Here is an 18373-nt window from a genome sequence, read left to right as displayed (position 1 = left end):
ACACCCCCTATAAATCGCGCGGAACGACTCTCATTACCCTTCTACGACTACGCCCTGTCACTTTTGCATCAGCTGCAGCTAATTCTTTTTTCCAAAACTTAATTTGCTCACGCACTTGTGCTAAATTTGCTCGCTCAACTCTTTGGTTATCAATAGAGTAACTTTGCCCTTTTGCAATAGCCTCTTCAGCATCAAGCCACATCTGAAGTCGCTTTTTTATCTCCTCCACAGAAAATGCCATAAGCTACAAACCTTTCGAAATAGTTCTTCTTTTTTTTTACGCCTTACTGTTTGCGTGTATACACTACCATTCAATTTATGGTCTTTTAAATATTGCAAATCTGGATTTAAAATTCTTAATGCTGCAGTTGCATAGTTCCGTAAATCCAGCGGTTCATTCCTTACACCTGATGTACGTTTTACCCACTTCTGTTTTGGCACACCACCAACCCAAAGTGTTTTCTTATACTCTGATGTAAGACCAACAAAAAAGGCCTCATCATATCCCTTTTCCGCTTCCATAGGGAAATGACAATAGCCTGGTTTATCTTCAAATTCAATTTTTAAACGAGATGTAATTAAATCTTTTCCTTCATCTACACCAATAGAGAATAGGTGTACATTTTGACGGCCAACTTTAGACGGTTTATTAATAAATGGCACACCGCTTCCGCCCCTACCTTTAATAGCGAATACACGTCTATGCTCTCGTTCCTTACAGAAATCATATACTTCACTTGTATAGTGACCACCACTATCAATACATGTTACAGAAATAGTCAATTTAACACCATCATTACAAAGCCATTCTTTTAACAAAAAGGTATCTAATTGATCCCAAACAGCTTTTTGTCCTGGATCTCCATAAAACACTTTATAGGATATACCCCAACTAATCTCATCTATTCCCCAGCCAACAATTTCAACTTCCAAGCGATCATCCTGAACATCGACTCCTGCAGTTAAAACCAAAACACTTTCCGGAATATCACAATTATAAGGTTTTCGTCTTGCTACTAATCTCGCATGATCTTGTTCACTACTATGTTCTTCCCACGATTCACCTAATGTTGTGTTTTTCCATGTTTTTAGCGTTTCCATACCTTTTCTTTTTGCTTCTTTAAATTCTGCAATAATTTTTGACCATCTTTCCCACGGTGAAGCTAGTGCATTGAGATGAAAACCACGTTTTGAAGCTTCAGGATTTCGAGCAATCCATTGACCAGGACGAGATTTCCACTCAACTTCTGTATGTTGCATCTTACATTCAACACATTCCATCGTAACTGTTTCAAAACGTATTTGTTGCCAGTTGTATGCTTGAAAATATCCACAACTTGGACATGCTACACACCATTGTTCTTTCGTGCTTTCTTCGTATTCTGTTTCGATTCTAGAAGCTCCCTTAATTGTAGGTGTTGAAACAGACACCCATTTGTTATTCCAAAATGTTTTGGTTCGTTTTTGTGCAAGTGCCAAAGGATCTCCCTCTGCCCCTGCTGACGGTGGAAATCGGTCTACTTCATCAGCCAACACTATACGAACTGGACGTGATGCCAAGCTTGCAGGCGAATTCGCTCCTACAAGTGTTAAATGACCGCCAGCAAATTTCTTTTGAAGAAGTGTATTATTACCATCCTTTGCTTTTGGACTATTCACTTTTTTCGAGAGTGCTGGTGTATCACGTATCATAGAAGCAATACGGTCTTTCGAATAGGCCTCAGCCATTTCAAGCGTTGGCTGCATTAAAAGCATTGGTGCTGGATCGTAGTCGATATGATAACCAATAATATTGTTTATAATCTCCGACTTCCCAACCTGGGCAGACGACATCACAACAATTTGATCTACATCTGGATCATTTACTGCATCCATTATTTCTCGTTGATAAGGTGCTCGTTCCGTATTCCACCGACCATGTTCTGCAGATGCTTCTTTAGATAGTACACGATGTTTATCTGCCCATTGTGATACGGTCAATTTCGGAGGAGGAGCTACCAAACTCGCAATTTTATTGAATAGGTTCATTGTTTGTTTCCGAACCATCCTCATCACCTACCATTTCTACTTCTACATCATCCTCTAAGAAATATTGCAAAGGATTATACTCAGCTAACTCCGACAAAGCCTCATGTATATCCCTTTCGAGTATGGCCTCTATCAATTTTGGATCATCTTTATTGGCCAGCTGCAATGCCACTTTAGATGGTAGAGATAACATTTTCGAACGAAATGCCATTACCATATGGTTCTGAACCTTCTCAACTTCATCAGCTTTATGCATCTCTTTCTTTATATGAGCAAGTTCAATCTCTGCCTTCTCCCGCTTCGCCTTTTCATGTAACCATTTCTCATACTCTAGCGACTCCATCACCTTATCCTCATCGATTCCGTCAAAGGACATCTTCAAAAAGGTAATATATCGACTCACTGTATCTATAAGATCGTAACGACCATGAGTAACACGAGAAATGACACCATCCTCCACCAAGTAACGTACATTACGCTCTGTCATGTTGAACATTTTTGAAATTGTTTTGGTATTCACTACGGTTTTTTCATCTAGTTTTGTTTTTGCTGTTCCACTCACTCTCTCACCTCCTTTTCTACCTGGATGGAAGGAACACTTATTTTCGACTTATATCTAGCCAGATTTTGGGGCTCACGAGACCCGCATGCTTTCATTATTGGCTAGGAGAACCTAAGTTTTTTTAAATTGTGCGCGATTCACACACAATTCAATTGCCCTCATCCTCAACACACTGAGCGCTACACCAACGCTATACCTAGAGCCACAACAAAAGCGATACCTGACAAATCGTCAAAGTATCGCTTAGGTTTTATTCATATTCAGTTATCGCACACTAACATACTAACACGTCTAAAATTGAAATGTGTTCCAAAAGTGTCCCAAAATTGTCTCAAAAGTGTCCCATTTTTGTTTCATTTTTGTTCCATTATTATTCTCCACTATACTTTTCCAGTCTATCCACACCTTTATTCACACATCCACCACCTTAACATAACATACATTCTGTTAACGTCATTCATGGTTATTAAAGCTAAATGTATCAATGCTTTATCACCACTTTTATATTTGACATTTACAGTTCTAAATTGAAGCTATGTCTTTACTCTACTAAAGTGACATTTTCTTATTCACCTTTTCTCCCTTCCGAAAAATAGCAAAACAAAAAGCAATCTAAGAATGATTGCTTTTTGTTTAAAATCTTAGTTTTTTATTTAGATTACTGTATGCTTGATCAATCGCATCTTGATTAACACCTATATACCGTTTTGTAATATACGGTGCGCTGTGGCCGAATATATCCTGTAATAACGCAACATCTTTTTCTTCTTGATAAACATGATAACCAAACGTTTTCCTTAATGTATGTGTACCTATCTCTGATAATCCGCATGCATATGCAGCTTCTCTTAAAATATCGTATGCTCTTACTCTAGTAATAGGTTGATTTCTCCCTTGCCTAGATTTGAATAAATAATCATCATCCTTCAATTCTTGACAATATACATGTAATAACTTTTTTAATTCAGTAACTATAGGAACTCTCTTTCTGTTGGTATATTTACGACTTTTCTTCCTAGACCTCTGAGTTTTTATTTCTGTGACATAAAAAACATCCTTGTTATAAACATCTTTCTTTTTAACAGGTAAAATGTCGCTGATACGTAATCCAGTGTAAATACCAAAGCAAAACAATAATTCATCTCTTTTATTTTTATTGGCCAAGAAAGCTTTAACTTCTTCTATTTTTTCTATGTCTCGGATTGGTTGTACGAAATTCACTGTACCACCTCATCCTCTTGATACACCTCAACCCCTAGTGCCATAGCTAATTTATATAGAGCACTATTCCTAACCCGGTAGTATTTGCTCTTGGAAATACGTAGTTCTGTATAAACTTCATAATCAAACATAGGTTCTTTATCTAAAAATGTTAACGTTATAATGTGGCGCTCAATCATTGTTAACTTACATAGTCCTCGATTAAACCACCCAAAAAATTTCTCGTATTTTTTAAATTCATCTACGCTTTTAATGGCAGCATTCTCTACGCTAGATTGTTTAACATTTGAAAAAGTAGGCATCTCTAATGTATATTTCGCAGTTATAGAAGGCATAAATTCATCTGGAGTCGTTAGCATAAATGTTCGGTATTGCCTAAGTATGTTTTCAATCGCTTTCTGTGTTGCTTCCCCATCAATGTTTTTTAAAATCTCTATCATATTAAATGGCCACCTTATTTCTAAATTATTGATTTTATTTTTTTGATTACTAATTCACCTCCGTTTCATCATCTTCATATTGTTCATTAGTACGGCCTTTTTATTTTTAAATCTATTTCACAGGCAATTCACTATACAAACATAGTTATCACATCATAATAATAGTAAGGTAAAGCTAATTTAGCCTTACACCTCCTGAATTTTTTACTAAAGGTCACTCCTATCCCAAGTGACCTTTTTTTATTGTCTTATCTAACAAAAATATATTTTTTTATGCCTATAGCTGAATGGTTTAACACCCCACTCCTTCTCTACAGCTGACATATTATATATTAAAGAAAGGAGGGATACTTATGGGATACTATGGTGGAAATGTTGGTGGCATTAATAACTGCGGCTATAACGGCGGCGGTTATGGTAATGGTTCATCATTTGCCTTAATTGTTGTTCTATTTATACTTTTAATTATTATTGGCGCTACTTTCTTGAATACAGGGTATTAACATTTCCGTTCTAAGGGTCACTCCCCAGCCTGGTGACCCTTTTGTTGTTTTCTTTATACATAAATAGGTAACAAAACATGGACTCTGTCATATTTATATAGTGTAAAGTGATTTAAGCTTTACATCTTAATTCCTTTTTTAGAAGTTTCACTGGCTGGCTTCCCGGTGATCCTTCTATTTATAAAATCAAATGTCAAATGCTTAAGTGTGCCTATTTAGACTGCATAATCTTTCGATTGCTAAGCAACATGCCCTACAATTATCATCTTTTCGTTGTCTGGCACTCCGTTTTCATCCACACAAGGGAAGAGATCAAATCCGTTCCATTCAAAAACAACACCTGTAACTTGTACTTTCGCAGTAGCATCGTCAAATGAAGGATGTGAAACCAATTCCCTTACCACTGTTTTAATTCGTACTACAAAACGCCGAATCTCCCCATCAACTTCTAATTCGGTTAAATCCCCATCATACATATCGTTACCGTTGCGATCTTTCAAACCTACTGATTGCCTTACTGTAACTTCTTTGTTATCAATAACATTGAAGTTTTTGATTTCATCCATCCCGCCGATTGAATGATCTACCAAGTCCATTGCCTCTGAATCGTCTGAACAAGCAAGTGCATTCACATGCCATATGCTACCGTTAGTTATTGCTTTAAACTTTAATTCTTTCATTTCTATTCTCCCTTCGTTTTGAACAATATTTATCATTTATTCTGCAAAGCCGAATGCATGAACACCCCTGTTGCGCTCTCTGCATGTTTTATAATCAAACCAATGCTGCTTACATAGGATTTTACGACCTGCAAAATGACGCTCTTGCTCTTTTTTGTACATGTATTCAGAAAGAATTATTTTGTAACCATCAGTAAATTCAATCAACCAACAAGATTCCATTTTCACACCTCGCTTTATTGAACACTATCTTTCAAGAATTTATTAATCTATCATTTCTAAAGACTTTGTATGTTTATTTAATACATCACTACCTGATTCCAACAAAATTGCCCAATGTTTATAGGCGTCTGTTCCAAATAATGTAGTGAGAGCAACTGCTTTTTGTTTCATCGTCAATCCTTTAAATTTATCTTCCAAATGCCCAACAATTTCTGGTAGTGGTTTCATAACACCATTTGCATCAAAAAAGGATAAACCTAAATCATCCATAATTTTACATATTTCTTTTGTCGGCTTGGACAAACGACCAACAGAATCACTAAACACTTGACCAGCAATCGAACCTTTAAGACCATTGTCCGCCAATTTCATCATTGCTGCTGCCGTTTCTTCGATTGTCCACCCCATCTGGTTTGGGTTTGCCCTTTGTACTGCATATTTCATGGCTTCTCCCATTTGCTCCACATTTGTATTTGCATTGGCTTGTGCAAAAGCAAGTACGTCAGCAATGTGTCCTGCCTCTGTCGATTTCATCCCAAACGCTGACATAACATCCGTTGTAATAACCGCTACCATGCCTAAATCCATACCAGTTGCTGTAGCTAGGTTCAATAATCTTTCTGTCGACCCTAAAATCTGCTCTGTTTTCATCCCTGACAGTGCTAAATTTTCCATGCCTTCAGCAATTTGCGTAGCTGTAAATACCGTTGATTCACCAAGGCTAAGTGCCTTATCTTTGTACCCATACGACTCCGAACAACCTTTACACCAAATTTCACCCTCAAAATATTCAAACCCATCAGAATTCAATTCTTGTTTACACATCACACATTTAACCTTAGTTACCCATTTTTCAAAACCATGTCCTACATGTTGTGGCTCAATCTCAAATCTATAACCCTTTGGAAAATAAGCGTCATAGAAGAAAAAACCTTCATTAGCTTCAACTATTTCACCAACTTGTAATAATTCCATTGCATTACCTCCTTCTTTCGCAATTTCTTTTAGTTACAATTTCTACTTAAAATATCTCCTCTTCATTGCCGCACTTGCAGTGTATGAGGAATGTATAATCTATTGTAGATGTACAGGTAAATGCTTTTGTTACATCTATTGAATCTATTAATTGCAAACCATATTGATCTTTCTTTACATCTATTTTCATTTCATTGCCACAATCACATGAAATTGTTACTGACATTTTCATAAGGTGCTCTTAGCTCCTTCTTTCTTCAACTTCTCAATTTGCTTGCGATTGAGTTTTGAAACTGTTTTAGGAAGTCCGTATTCCGCTTCTATTTCAGCTCGTGTCATGCCATGTATTATGCGACAGTGCGCTTTTGTAATTACCACACCAATATGACCACAATTTTTAACAGGGCACTGGATAAGTGCCCCTTGTTTTGCATTCCAAAATGGTTCTGACATTCCATTTCACCTCTACTTAATGACTGTAATTAAATCCAAATCTAACTATGCTACCGCTATTGAGTTGGATTGTTTCATCATAGAAACCACAGCATCCATTTTCTAATTGGCGATTATATTCCTCGTCATTTTGACCATTTACTGAAAGCCTGAAATTATCAAAACAACTCTTGCCTCGATATGCATTACTAATTTTGTCCTTGCAATATTTCAGCTCTCCACCGCGAGTAATCCCATGTTTTCTTAATTCAGATATAATGAATTTTGAGTAGCATCTGACTGTAGTATTTGCCATAGCCTGCCCCTTTCAACTATTCATTTTTTCCCCTTTCAAAGACTTCGATTATTCGCCAGCCTTGTGCGACAAGCTTTTTTATTAGAGAGTATTTATATGGGAAAATTTCATAGCAAACGTGATCATTTTCTATACCCTGCATTTCTACATATTTTGTAAACGGATTTTTTTCTAATTTAAAAATTTGCCCCTGAATGTAATGTTTTTTTCTTGCGTTTGGATTGTCTATTGAAATTCCATTTCGCCTGGTCTGCATGTCATTCACCGCCTAAAGTAGTTAGTGATTCTCTTTCATGCCGCTTCAAATTTTTAAGATAATCTGACGTGCGTTTATGATGTAACATTACCTGGAGGTAATCACTTTGTTTTCTAGCGCCATTCACAACAAAAGCAATGACATATGGTTGTTTGAGATCAGCATCGCCACCTGCAATAGCATGAATTACTCGTGATGGCTTGTCCTCCTCTATATCTTCAACAAGACATTTAATACTTTTAGTCATGGCTAGCCTCTTTTTCTAATGACGCTCGCATTTTATCCATTAACTTGTGTATAGCATCTCTATACTTAGAACGAGTTTCGGCATTTTCTATTTGGCCCACGACTTCTAAAGTTGCACTAAATTCATTCACTAACGTTTCGAAACGTATCTTAAATTTCATTTCTGCAGGATCTGTTGACTCGCTCATTTTGCTACGCAACTGCTCCAATTCTTTTTGTACTGCTTCAGGAACCACCTCAACCGTTGCCGCTTCTATTGGCTTGGCTTTCAAATTCTCCTCTAACTGTTTTGCCCTCGATTCAGCAACCGCTAATTCTTGTGTTAATCTATTAAGCTCCTTCTCTGAAGAAGAATGATCAGTTGATTGTTGTTGAGCCTCTTCAAGCTGCTGTCTAAGTTCCTGAATATCTTGTTCAAGCAATTTCTTTTCTTTAGCAGCTGCTGCTTCTTGCTTGGCTATATCCTTTTCAAGCTTCTGTTTTTCCTTAACGATCTTTTGAAGCTCCCTAGTAGACATTTCATCTACATCATTTTCTTGAATGAAAGCTTCCCTTTCTTCCGCATCGATACCCAATAACGCCACCGCTTTTGAATAACTCAAATTCCCAAACGCTTGGGAATTTGCGCTATATTCCAGATGGATTTGCATTAGATTATTGGCTGTAGATTGGCTATACTCCACATTGTCTTTTAACCATTTGCCCCACTCACCATGTGGAAGCTGTTCCTTCACTTCAATAAGCCGCTTCCCTATTTCTGATGAAGCCTGGAGCATCATATTTTGCGTTTGAAACTTAATTGCATTGATTTCAGCTGCAATAACATCTGCGGATCGTTCTTTGATTAATTGAGTCATACCGCTTTCCTCACTTTCTTATTAGTAAGTTTCTGTTTTTTAAATTCATCGATAAATTGTTTTACATCATCTGTTGCGGGGTCATTATCAAAACCTCGCACCTGTACAATTCTGTCTCCTTTAATCTCCACTGTATAAAATGGCTTGTCCGGATCCGACACTTCCCGGATAAACATAAGTGATGTCTTACCATTTGCATGATTGTCTGCATACCCTGCTACACAATGTTCTAATACTTTCCCTTCATTAATGATTTCTTCAAAGTTCTCTGGAGGTCTGATCACAAAATTTTTATATTCAAAGAGAAGATGTTCCAATCCTTCGTAACGTTTTTGGATTTTTAAGTTAGCAATCTCATCACTTTTAACTTTCACTAATTTCAATGTTTTTTGATGCGTTGCCCTTAAATTCTTTGGATATAAAACAATTTCATTTTTTAAATTCATACCAAGTTCTAAGCAATCTTTTATATAGTCATACCAGGTAATAATTACTTGCTCTGGGTGTTGGTAGTGTTTGCTATCTAGTTTGTATTGTTTTTGTGCATAATTGAAAATACGGTGTAACGTACTGTACTTTGTTATGCCACAAAACCTTTTGAAGTTTTGAGTTACACGTACTGCATTTGCATGTTTAATAATTTCCTCATATGACAATTTGGATTTTTCTTTTCTAGCTTTCTGCCATAGCCAACAGCCGAATGCAAAATCAGGAGCATGCATCACATAAGTGCCTGTAGACTGTGATTCTCTCATCATTTGAAAATCTTGTTTTGACATTTTGAAGAAATCATGCAATTTATGAGCTTTCCAATTGATGGCTCTGTACAAAGGCTGATTGTGCATTTTAGCAGATACAACATGTCGGAAGCCATTCTTTGTTAATACTTCAATGTTTGGATATTTAGAAAATAAATCTAAATACTTTAACAAAGAGTACATACCATATTCTTCCCAACCCGAATATTGAAACTGAGTCCCTTTTGCCGCATTAAGAAAACTATCTACAGAAACGGTCATGGGTAAGTTTTTTTGTGGGTTATTGTGTATAGATTTTTCTTTATACAGACCCGATTCTATCCAGCCCCACACACTATACATAGCGCTACTCCCAATCTCGAAAGTGTATAGTTTTTCCCTTTGGCAATGCGTTGTAACATTTTCATAGTCTTTGCTATAATCACGTTTGCAGTATATCCAGCTCGCCACAATCATATTGGGATTCACCTGTGATTTTTCAAACCAAAGGAAGTAAGCCGCATCATGCATATATTTACGACCAACCCAAGACTTTTTGTATTGGCAACTTGAATTGCATTTTGGACATTCTCCGAAAGTGTTTTGTTTAATTGGTAAAGCTGATTCAATATAAAACTTCGATTTGCAATGAGTACAATAGCCTCTTACTATTTTTCCACTCGAAATAAAAATGTATTTACTGCCCTTTAGTGCTTCATTTGTAGCAAAATCAACTATTCTCTCATTAATTCCTGAATAATGTGCCCATACTATTTCTGCTTCTTGTTTTGTTAATTTTTTTTCTCCCATTATTCAAGCCCCCTCACAAAAACTCGTCCAAAGATGCTTCAAATCTTGGTGTAGACACTATTTTCGAAACATCAGTTGACTCTTTTGAGACTTCATTTTGAATAACTGGTGCAGGAGACTTAATCACCGGTGTAGTACCTGTTGTTTTAATATCAAAGTAATCAAGCACAGCATCATATCCTTGTTCAGGTGTTAAAACCGCACAATTGTCAACTTTTTGCTTTTCAGCTACCTTTCGCATAGCCTTCATACTACCGACAATAGTTTTATCCTTCGCCATAATTTTTTCTGCTGCTGTTGGATTATCTTTTATGTGGTCCATTAAAAAATTTCCTATTGCTGAAACATAAGGATGCACCCCATCCACTCTAAGCTCTGCCAGTAATTTTGCCATCGCTTGTTCAACCATCTTTACCGCCTCCTGTTTCTTTGCCTGATATTCCGCTTCAAAAATATTCATTTGCCCCTCTTGAATCATTTCAATGTGGTGCTTCTTTTCGTTCACCCCTATCGCCTCCACGTTTCAAATTTCTCTTGGAAGAATTATCAATCCGCTTCATCCGCACATACAGATATGCCCCACTTACAAACTCACTGTATTTAATCTCGATGTCGTTGAATTTGTAACCTTTATACATTTTTTCGAATAGTTCCTGGGCACAAACTTCTTCAGTCGCAATACGTTCAGCACGTTTACGTGTCATTTTGCTATCAGCAATCGTTATTTTAGGTTCTTTCAAATTTCTACTAACTGTGTAACGCTTTGTAGGATTTTTACTCTTATCCTTTGTGATATAACGTACCAATCCCTCTAGTCCGAAATCATTAGGCTGCAATCTACGTGTTTGCACTATGCCCCCATTATTCCAAAGCTCCTCGGCAACATCTCGATTCGGAAAGTTTGTAATCATATGATGATGAATACGTACTTTTTTCCCTTCTGTATTGTCGAACTCAGTCACATAGATATATTTCAATTCAAAATTCTCGTATTGCTCCTGCTTCTTTAACCAACGTTTTAAGCGTCTAATAAAGTTTTGCATATCTCTTTTAGCTTGATCTTGATCAGCAGGTAATCTTTCCTTTGAATAAGTCCAGGTTGCCCACATATCCCTAGCTGTAAAGTTCACATGCGCCTTTCTGATTAAGCGTTTTTTTGTATTTTTATCATTCAGGTTTTGTTGAGCCTTTCTACTACTCTCTTCCTTTTTCGCTCGCTTACCTTGCGGAATAGCCCAAATAGGATAGGCCTCGACCTCCAGCATATCTCCACTCAATATTGTTTTTACGCGATATTTGCTAATCTGTTTATCACGTAATCTCTCAATACGCTCCTCCAAAGTATCTTCATAAGCAGCACTATCTATTGCATATAACTCTTCGTAATCTTCCTCACGATATTGTTGCATCATGGTGTAATCCTCCTAGCCACCTACCTAATCTGTTAACCACTCGTTGGATATTTATGGATGGTCGTAAACTTAATACCCATTACAAGTACGCTAATTGACTAGTTGCCGCAATACGTGCTATTCTAAAATTAGATTGTTTGGCAATAGTCAAATAAGCCGCGCTTAATGGTCAAAAGTGTACGGCAATTTATTATTTTGTAATTTCAAAGCCCTTGCGACTTATCACAAAGGCTTATGAAAAAGCAGAATGTGTGCTGATGCTCCTGTCAAAAGTAATCAGCATGGCGCAAGCATTGTCAGAGTGCTCGCGCTTTTTTATTTTCCATAACAATAAAACCTTTTTGCCATTCGGCTACAAATTCATGAAACTCCCAACCTTCATTTACTAGATTGTTAGCAACAAAATACTCACCTAACATTTCCAGAGCAAAGTCATTCATACTTTCACCTACCTACCAATGCTTATTAAGATTTTTATAATGTCTAAACATCCCCTCTTTCTTTAAAAAGTCTACCTTCGCTCGTATTGAGTTCTCGGTTTTTCCAATAGCAAACGCCAACGCCCTGGCATGATCAAAATCATAAAACTTACAAATGTATTCGAGGTCTGATTCGCTGTATGGTTTCCCATGCGAAAAGTGAAATTCAGGATGATACTGCATACGTCCAATTTTGTCATAAGTAATATCATCATCTAGAACCATTTTTCTCAGCCCCTAACGGATTAATTTAATGGCACGATCAATTGTTTCTATTACATCTGGATCAGCACCATCGGTCATCTTATGCAGCTTAGAAATAACATCTTCTTTCTCTGTTTCTGGCTGATATTTTTGCAGAATCACTTGATTACCATTCACAAAGATTTCTAGTGAATCACCTTCATCGATACCTAAAGTTCTACGAGTCTCTTTCGGAATAACCACACGACCTAAATTATCAATTTTACGTACAATACCTGTTGCTTTCATTAACAATTCACTCCTTTTATTTTTAAATTAAACGCTGTAGCTACATAACGAATACCTTGCTTTACACCATCCTGATGGACTTCCCAAAAGCGACTTACTTTTTTGTTGTAAATCTCTGCAATTTCTTCTTCTGGCGTTCTAACAATTACATATTCACCAAAACAAATTTGCACCGCTTCTTCCAGTGTGTAGTGAGACTTTAGTAGCTCTGCTAAATTTTGAGCATTTACATCGGAAGCTGTTTTGCCGTAAAATACGCCTCCGATTTCACTTATTAGTAATGCTTCGTGAATACCTTCACACGCTTTTACAGCATCAGCAATTTCTTGTGTAACCTGCAGCTTGTCCATCGCTTCACCCTCTACCATTTGATTGTTAAACCAAAGCCAGATACATGTTGAGAAATCTCATAACCATTTTCTTGTAACATAGTTTTGAAAATGCTAATGAATTGCTGATTGGAATTATTATGATAGGTGTATTCACGACAACCTTTTTCAGCTCGTTTCTCAATGCCTTGAACTAGATTTTTATAATCACTACTGCTTAAAGCAGTTGCTTTTAATTTTTCGAAGTTGCTCTCAGCAACCTTTAACATTTCACTTGCTGGTTGAAGTTTCATATTGTTTGTTCTCCTTTCGTTTCCTTTAACTCGCTACCGTCATTTCAGCTATAAGGACCTATATACCGTCACTGGCTACCACCTCAGCACTTAGATTAATAATTTGGTATAATTCACCTAGAAAGCGAGGTGATACATATGGTAAATCCAAATCACTATTTGTTTGTAATTAACATTGTTCCTATGCAGGAAAATGAAATTAATAAAGATATTGCTGGTGCAAAGGCGCATATTTGCGTAATTTCTAGTGATAGAGAGAGCGCTAAACTTCGTGCAATAGACTACATCAAAAAACATCTTTGGAACATCGTAAGTGTTGAATACGAGCTTTTGATTCACGAAAAGCAGATTCCGAATTTGCATGAAGATGAATTTGCGCTGTATAAATCGGCACTCCATTCTGGCATAGCTGCTCATTTCCTTGCGTATCCGAAAGAATCATAACTTTACCAGTATTCATCGCTGCAACGGTGAATACTTGTTTATTTTCACCCACACCCTCACCTCCCTCTACACTTACTAACGTTGCTACCGTCACATAAGCTATAAGTTACGACTATACCGTCATTGGCTCGGTATCACAGCGCATAGATTTTAAGAAACAAATTTCACTTCTTCGATTGGAAGTTCAGGATTTAAAATTTTAAAAATACTAATTTCAAGTTCCTGTGGTAACATCACTTTAGATAAATCCTTAATGATTCTTCCGTTTTTATCTCTATTAATAATCTTTTTAGAATTTGCCACCCTTCTCACCTCTACTCAAAAAACCTAACGTTGCTACCGTCATTTAAGCTATAAGTTACGACTATACCTTCGTTGGCTAGGTATCAAAGCGCCTCACCCATAAAGTCGCGTTTATGCGACATAATCACCAAAAAAAATTAACATTGCTTCTACCTTAGAGAGAGATAACTGTTTGCAAATGAGATTCACTTCTTTAACAGTAAATGTTTCACCTCGATTACGCATCTTTCTATAAAATGTACTTTTGTCCATCCCAATAGCTAAGGATATCATTTCAACATTCATTCCATTTTCAATAATTTTCCTCTTCAATTCATTAACATTCATTTATTATCCTCCTTTCCAAAGAAAGATGTCGCATATATGCGATTACCAATATCTTAATTGCTTGGATTATTTTTGTCAACCTAACTTTCGCATTTATGCAATAAAATTATTTAATGTAACACTAAAAGTTGCATATATGCGAAAATGTATTTAGAATAATAGATAGAAATTGGAGGTGAAAATACTATGAACATGGGAGACAAAATTAAATATAGACGGAAACAGTTGAAAATTACTGCCGATCAACTAGGAGATATGATAGGGAAAAATCGAGCAACTATCTATAGATATGAAAAAAACGAAATAGAAGATATGCCTTATACCATAGTAACTAAACTAAGTAAAGCATTAAATCTTTCCCCCGCATATCTAATGGGCTGGGATGAAAAAGAGGCTTACCATGCTGTATCTGAATATGATTATATTCCTATACCAGTTTCAGCAGGAGAACCGATTACCATAGACGGAATTTTGAACAAAGATACCATCACAATTCCAGACGAATTACTTGGAAGATACGCAGGAGATAGTGAAATATTTATTATGCGGGTTAACGGAGATTCTATGAATAAAATCATCCCTGATAAATCACTTATAGCTGTAAAACCAATTAATATTACAGATTTGGACAATAACGATATTATCGTTTATAGCAATGGTTATAACTTCTCAGTTAAAAGATTTTATAGAGATGGGGAACGATTAATTTTTAGACCTGAATCATATGATGCTAGCTTTACAGATTATATAGTTAATGAAGCATATGATGATTTGAGACTACATGGTAAAGTAGTAACTTACATTGTTAATTTAGATTAATACTTAACGTTAAGCATTAAATATGAAAAGAGCAAACTCATTCGTTTAGCTCTTTTCTTTTAAACTAATTAATAAAGAAGGGGTAATATGAACGAAAAAACATCTTTACGTGTGTTTCTTTATATACGAGTATCTACGCAAGAACAAGCCAAGGAAGGTTATTCGATAGGCGCTCAGGAAGAACGGTTACGTGCTTATGCGAAAGCAAAAGGCTATACAGTCGTGAAAGTTTATACAGATCCTGCTTATTCTGGAGCAAATATGGAACGTCCAGCCTTGCAAGAATTGATTAAACAAATCGAACAAGGTTCTGCTGATTTAGTGCTAGTTTACAAGCTAGACCGATTAAGTAGATCGCAAAGAGATACACTTTATTTGATTGAAGAAGTATTTTTGAAAAACAATGTGGATTTTGTAAGTATGAACGAATCTTTTGACACCTCCACACCATTTGGACGTGCAATGATTGGTATTTTATCTGTCTTTGCTCAGCTTGAGCGTGAACAAATAAGAGAACGCTCAATGATGGGGAGAGAGGCTAGAGCAAAATCGGGAAAATGGAGTGGCAACAGACAAGACCGAATTGTAACAGGTTACGATTATGTCAATGGTTTGCTCGTTATCAATGAGTATAATGCAGCTTGCGTAAAAATGATATTTAATGAATTTTATAAAGGAAGTGGAGTAAATAAGGTTTTTCGCTTGGTTAAAACAAAATATCCTGGTGTCATCAACAATGAATCAACTGTGCGAAAAATCTTAAGAAACCCCATTTATATTGGGAAAATACAGCATAGAGGAACCGTATACGAAGGAGTACATGAAGCTATTATTAGTGAAGAAATGTTTCGATCCGTACAAACATTAATTGAGAAAAAGACACCAAAATCTGAAACATTTAAACATACTTATTTGCTTAGTGGAATTATTTATTGTGGTCATTGTGGCGCAAAAATGTTTGGCCGAACAGGTGGTAGATTAAAAAACGGAGATGGTATGCGGTATTATAATTGCTACTCCAGAGCAAAACGTGACCATCTAATAAAGGACATTAATTGTATAAAACAAGGAGAAAGAAAAGAACCTTTAGAGCAATATATTATTGATGAAATAAAAAAAATAAATTTGCGTTTTGTAGAAAATTATAATACTTCCACTACAAATATTATCGAAAAGGCGGAACCATTGCATAAAGAATTAGTAAATATTGATAAACAAATCGCTAAATTGATAGACCTTTACAGCTTAGATGATGCGCCACTTGATATGATAAATCAAAGAATGACAAAACTAAAAGAAAATCGAACTAATCTATTAAAACATATAGCCGAAATTGAAAGTAATCAATCACAAAGTAACTTAGAGGAAATCAAAGAAACTATCTCTCAGTTAGCCAATTTTGACTGGAATAACCAAGAGACAGAGCTTGAAAAACGATTGATAGTCGCCAAACTAATCAATAAAATAATCGTTTTCAATGACCATATTAACATAGAATGGGCGTTTTAAGCGCCCCCTCATGTTTGTTTTTTATTCTTTTAATTCCATGTAGCAAACGCACTCCACATGTGTCGAATGCGGGAACATATCTACTGGCTGAATTTCCTGTGTTTGATAGCCGCCATCCTCCAGAATACGTAGGTCGCGTGCAAGTGTGGCTGGATTACATGATACATAGACAACTCGCTTTGGACGTTGCTCTAAAATGGTTTTTAGAAGTGCCTCATCACAGCCTTTACGTGGTGGGTCTACAACTAGGACATCGGCTTCTTTGCCTTCCTTATACCAGCGTGGAATTACTTCTTCTGCTGGGCCTGCCTCAAAATACGTATTTGTAAAGCTGTTAAGTGCTGCGTTACGTTTAGCATCTTCAATAGCTTGTGGAACAATTTCAACGCCCATAACTACCTTTGCTTTTTGAGCAAGGAATAAAGAAATAGTACCGATTCCACAGTAGGCATCAATTACTCGTTCGTCACCCTGTAGATCAGCGTAGTCTAGTGCTTGTTTGTAAAGAACTTCAGTCTGTTCAGGGTTTACTTGATAGAATGAACGAGCTGAAATTTCAAAGCGTACATCACCAATTGAATCAATAATTACATCCTTGCCCCATAGATTTATGGTTTCATCACCAAAGATGACATTTGTTTTGTCGCTGTTGATGTTTTGCATTATTGAAGTGATATTTGGTACAAGCTTTTGTATTATCGCAACAGCCGCTTCTTTTTGAGGGAACTTTTTCTTTTTTGTTATGAGTACAACCATGACTTCGCCAGTTGCACGAGCTTTACGAATGACTACGTGACGTAGCATTCCCTCATGCGATAGCTCATTGTATGGCTGGATACCTATTTTCGTTAATTCCTTCTTTAAGCCCGCAAGAATAGCGTCCGCCTCACCTGTTTGAATTAAACAACGTTCCATATCGACAATGCTATGCGTTTTTGTTTTATAAAAACCTGCAATTGCTTGTCCTGCTTCATTTGTGGAAAAAGGAATTTGTGCTTTATTGCGGTAATGCCAAGGCTCTTCCATTCCTTTCACAGGAAGAACAGGTGCATCAATTTTACCTATGCGTTGCATAACGTTCCGTACCATATTTTCTTTCCATTTTAATTGTCCTTTATAGGATAAATGCTGTAATTGGCAGCCGCCACATTGCTGGAAATAGTCACAAGGTGCTTCCACACGATCTGGGGACGGCTTGATAATTTCTACAACTTTTGCGAAGCCGTAATTTTTTAAGGTTTTCAACACATGAACTTCTGCCGTTTCATTAGGAAGTCCGCCTTGAATAAATAATGGATAGCCATCGACCTTTGCGACGCCATTGCCATCATGTGTTAAATCTTCTATATAAACTGTTAGTCGATTATTCTTTTTCACGGGTGCTGACATTCGTACATCCTCCATTTCAATCTTCTTATTGTAGCATGTGTTGGCGGATGAAAAAAGAACAAGGCTTATTATTGTAGGAACTATCTGATGAGCAGAGTAAATCTTATTGTCGTAATTTACCTAAGTGGATACATCTGCGAGCTGAGCGAAGCAACACTTTACTTGAGCGGATATTTCTCCAACCTGAGCAGTTCTCCTTTTTACCTGAGCAATTTTTTCTCCATCCTGAGCGGGTCTCCTCTTTACCTGAGCAGTTTTTCTCCGACCCGAGCAATTTTTTCGCCGACCTGAG

29 protein-coding genes are annotated in these 18373 nt (G+C 36.6%); 3 read left to right on the top strand and 26 right to left on the bottom strand.

The window, feature by feature from the left end:
• Nucleotides 1–7: 7 nt before the first annotated feature.
• The 5 genes from AC1RNS_RS09685 to AC1RNS_RS09665 form a co-directional block, all read right to left on the bottom strand.
• Nucleotides 8–241 (bottom strand): DUF6148 family protein, encoded by a 234-nt coding sequence (locus AC1RNS_RS09685; RefSeq protein WP_492992226.1) that lies wholly within the window; start codon nt 239–241, stop codon nt 8–10.
• On the bottom strand, nt 217–2046 hold the full coding sequence (locus AC1RNS_RS09680; RefSeq protein ID WP_492992224.1) for a phage terminase large subunit family protein: 1830 nt from the start codon (nt 2044–2046) through the stop codon (nt 217–219). The genes AC1RNS_RS09685 and AC1RNS_RS09680 overlap by 25 nt, the downstream gene beginning before the upstream one ends.
• Complete coding sequence (locus tag AC1RNS_RS09675; RefSeq protein WP_492992222.1) at nt 2012–2590, bottom strand: hypothetical protein; 579 nt, start codon at nt 2588–2590, stop codon at nt 2012–2014. Before AC1RNS_RS09675 ends, AC1RNS_RS09680 begins: the two co-directional genes overlap by 35 nt.
• Nucleotides 2591–3223: 633 nt before the next feature.
• Nucleotides 3224–3811, bottom strand: coding sequence for a tyrosine-type recombinase/integrase (locus AC1RNS_RS09670; RefSeq protein WP_492992221.1), 588 nt, complete (start codon nt 3809–3811; stop codon nt 3224–3226).
• The gene (locus AC1RNS_RS09665; protein WP_492992219.1) at nt 3808–4251 is read right to left on the bottom strand and encodes an ArpU family phage packaging/lysis transcriptional regulator; all 444 of its coding nucleotides are present in this window, start codon (nt 4249–4251) and stop codon (nt 3808–3810) included. The genes AC1RNS_RS09670 and AC1RNS_RS09665 overlap by 4 nt, the downstream gene beginning before the upstream one ends.
• A 353-nt stretch (nt 4252–4604) precedes the next feature.
• On the opposite strand from AC1RNS_RS09665, the gene AC1RNS_RS09660 reads away from it, so the two are divergent.
• Nucleotides 4605–4754 (top strand): YjcZ family sporulation protein, encoded by a 150-nt coding sequence (locus tag AC1RNS_RS09660; protein ID WP_492992217.1) that lies wholly within the window; start codon nt 4605–4607, stop codon nt 4752–4754.
• A 239-nt stretch (nt 4755–4993) separates the two neighbouring features.
• Here the strand turns inward: AC1RNS_RS09660 and AC1RNS_RS09655 are convergent, their stop codons facing one another.
• The 20 genes from AC1RNS_RS09655 to AC1RNS_RS09560 form a co-directional block, all read right to left on the bottom strand.
• Entirely contained in the window at nt 4994–5434 is a 441-nt protein-coding gene (locus tag AC1RNS_RS09655) for a YopX family protein (protein ID WP_492992215.1), read from the bottom strand.
• A gap of 36 nt (nt 5435–5470) precedes the next feature.
• Nucleotides 5471–5656 carry a hypothetical protein gene (locus tag AC1RNS_RS09650; protein WP_492992213.1) on the bottom strand — a complete coding sequence of 62 codons (186 nt, stop codon included), beginning with the start codon at nt 5654–5656 and terminating at the stop codon, nt 5471–5473.
• Nucleotides 5657–5698: 42 nt separating this feature from the next.
• Nucleotides 5699–6631, bottom strand: a complete 933-nt coding sequence (locus AC1RNS_RS09645; RefSeq protein WP_492992212.1) for a phage tail tape measure protein — start codon at nt 6629–6631, stop codon at nt 5699–5701.
• A 46-nt stretch (nt 6632–6677) separates the two neighbouring features.
• Nucleotides 6678–6863 carry a hypothetical protein gene (locus tag AC1RNS_RS09640; RefSeq protein WP_492992211.1) on the bottom strand — a complete coding sequence of 62 codons (186 nt, stop codon included), beginning with the start codon at nt 6861–6863 and terminating at the stop codon, nt 6678–6680.
• Nucleotides 6860–7084 (bottom strand): hypothetical protein, encoded by a 225-nt coding sequence (locus AC1RNS_RS09635; protein ID WP_492992210.1) that lies wholly within the window; start codon nt 7082–7084, stop codon nt 6860–6862. The genes AC1RNS_RS09640 and AC1RNS_RS09635 overlap by 4 nt, the downstream gene beginning before the upstream one ends.
• Before the next feature lie 16 nt (nt 7085–7100).
• Complete coding sequence (locus AC1RNS_RS09630; RefSeq protein ID WP_492992209.1) at nt 7101–7379, bottom strand: hypothetical protein; 279 nt, start codon at nt 7377–7379, stop codon at nt 7101–7103.
• Nucleotides 7380–7395: 16 nt separating this feature from the next.
• Nucleotides 7396–7635 carry a hypothetical protein gene (locus AC1RNS_RS09625; RefSeq protein ID WP_492992208.1) on the bottom strand — a complete coding sequence of 80 codons (240 nt, stop codon included), beginning with the start codon at nt 7633–7635 and terminating at the stop codon, nt 7396–7398.
• Between the two features lies 1 nt (nt 7636).
• A complete protein-coding gene (locus AC1RNS_RS09620; RefSeq protein WP_492992206.1) occupies nt 7637–7882 on the bottom strand; it encodes a hypothetical protein in 246 nt (81 codons plus the stop codon).
• Nucleotides 7875–8738: a DUF3102 domain-containing protein gene (locus tag AC1RNS_RS09615; RefSeq protein WP_492992205.1), complete on the bottom strand. Its 864-nt coding sequence runs from the start codon at nt 8736–8738 to the stop codon at nt 7875–7877. Before AC1RNS_RS09615 ends, AC1RNS_RS09620 begins: the two co-directional genes overlap by 8 nt.
• Complete coding sequence (locus AC1RNS_RS09610) at nt 8735–10285, bottom strand: PcfJ domain-containing protein (RefSeq protein WP_492992204.1); 1551 nt, start codon at nt 10283–10285, stop codon at nt 8735–8737. Before AC1RNS_RS09610 ends, AC1RNS_RS09615 begins: the two co-directional genes overlap by 4 nt.
• 13 nt (nt 10286–10298) lie before the next feature.
• Nucleotides 10299–10790 (bottom strand): hypothetical protein, encoded by a 492-nt coding sequence (locus AC1RNS_RS09605; RefSeq protein WP_492992202.1) that lies wholly within the window; start codon nt 10788–10790, stop codon nt 10299–10301.
• Nucleotides 10765–11697, bottom strand: a complete 933-nt coding sequence (locus AC1RNS_RS09600; protein WP_492992201.1) for a rolling circle replication-associated protein — start codon at nt 11695–11697, stop codon at nt 10765–10767. Before AC1RNS_RS09600 ends, AC1RNS_RS09605 begins: the two co-directional genes overlap by 26 nt.
• A 296-nt stretch (nt 11698–11993) precedes the next feature.
• Nucleotides 11994–12137, bottom strand: coding sequence for a hypothetical protein (locus AC1RNS_RS09595; RefSeq protein WP_492992200.1), 144 nt, complete (start codon nt 12135–12137; stop codon nt 11994–11996).
• 12 nt (nt 12138–12149) lie between these two features.
• A complete protein-coding gene (locus AC1RNS_RS09590) occupies nt 12150–12401 on the bottom strand; it encodes a DNA-entry nuclease (protein WP_492992199.1) in 252 nt (83 codons plus the stop codon).
• Nucleotides 12402–12413: 12 nt separating this feature from the next.
• Nucleotides 12414–12668, bottom strand: a complete 255-nt coding sequence (locus AC1RNS_RS09585) for an AbrB/MazE/SpoVT family DNA-binding domain-containing protein (protein WP_492992198.1) — start codon at nt 12666–12668, stop codon at nt 12414–12416.
• The gene (locus AC1RNS_RS09580; protein ID WP_492992196.1) at nt 12668–13018 is read right to left on the bottom strand and encodes a hypothetical protein; all 351 of its coding nucleotides are present in this window, start codon (nt 13016–13018) and stop codon (nt 12668–12670) included. Before AC1RNS_RS09580 ends, AC1RNS_RS09585 begins: the two co-directional genes overlap by 1 nt.
• Nucleotides 13019–13029: 11 nt before the next feature.
• On the bottom strand, nt 13030–13290 hold the full coding sequence (locus AC1RNS_RS09575) for a hypothetical protein (protein WP_492992195.1): 261 nt from the start codon (nt 13288–13290) through the stop codon (nt 13030–13032).
• A gap of 286 nt (nt 13291–13576) precedes the next feature.
• Nucleotides 13577–13786 carry a hypothetical protein gene (locus AC1RNS_RS09570; protein WP_492992193.1) on the bottom strand — a complete coding sequence of 70 codons (210 nt, stop codon included), beginning with the start codon at nt 13784–13786 and terminating at the stop codon, nt 13577–13579.
• A gap of 98 nt (nt 13787–13884) precedes the next feature.
• The gene (locus AC1RNS_RS09565; protein ID WP_492992192.1) at nt 13885–14037 is read right to left on the bottom strand and encodes a hypothetical protein; all 153 of its coding nucleotides are present in this window, start codon (nt 14035–14037) and stop codon (nt 13885–13887) included.
• A 111-nt stretch (nt 14038–14148) separates the two neighbouring features.
• The gene (locus AC1RNS_RS09560; RefSeq protein ID WP_492992190.1) at nt 14149–14364 is read right to left on the bottom strand and encodes an XRE family transcriptional regulator; all 216 of its coding nucleotides are present in this window, start codon (nt 14362–14364) and stop codon (nt 14149–14151) included.
• 186 nt (nt 14365–14550) lie between these two features.
• Here AC1RNS_RS09560 and AC1RNS_RS09555 point away from each other — a divergent pair, with 186 nt between their 5' ends.
• Nucleotides 14551–15183 (top strand): LexA family protein, encoded by a 633-nt coding sequence (locus AC1RNS_RS09555; protein ID WP_492992188.1) that lies wholly within the window; start codon nt 14551–14553, stop codon nt 15181–15183.
• A gap of 87 nt (nt 15184–15270) precedes the next feature.
• Nucleotides 15271–16692 carry a recombinase family protein gene (locus AC1RNS_RS09550; protein WP_492992187.1) on the top strand — a complete coding sequence of 474 codons (1422 nt, stop codon included), beginning with the start codon at nt 15271–15273 and terminating at the stop codon, nt 16690–16692.
• 21 nt (nt 16693–16713) lie between these two features.
• Here AC1RNS_RS09550 and rlmD read toward each other — a convergent pair whose 3' ends face one another.
• Nucleotides 16714–18081 carry a 23S rRNA (uracil(1939)-C(5))-methyltransferase RlmD gene (gene rlmD / locus AC1RNS_RS09545; protein ID WP_492992186.1) on the bottom strand — a complete coding sequence of 456 codons (1368 nt, stop codon included), beginning with the start codon at nt 18079–18081 and terminating at the stop codon, nt 16714–16716.
• Nucleotides 18082–18373: the final 292 nt, after the last annotated feature.

The organism is Lysinibacillus sp. GW821-FHT14F06 (assembly GCF_058803665.1).
Note: the sequence above shows the minus strand (reverse complement) of the source record. Positions and strands in the feature narration are given on the sequence as shown.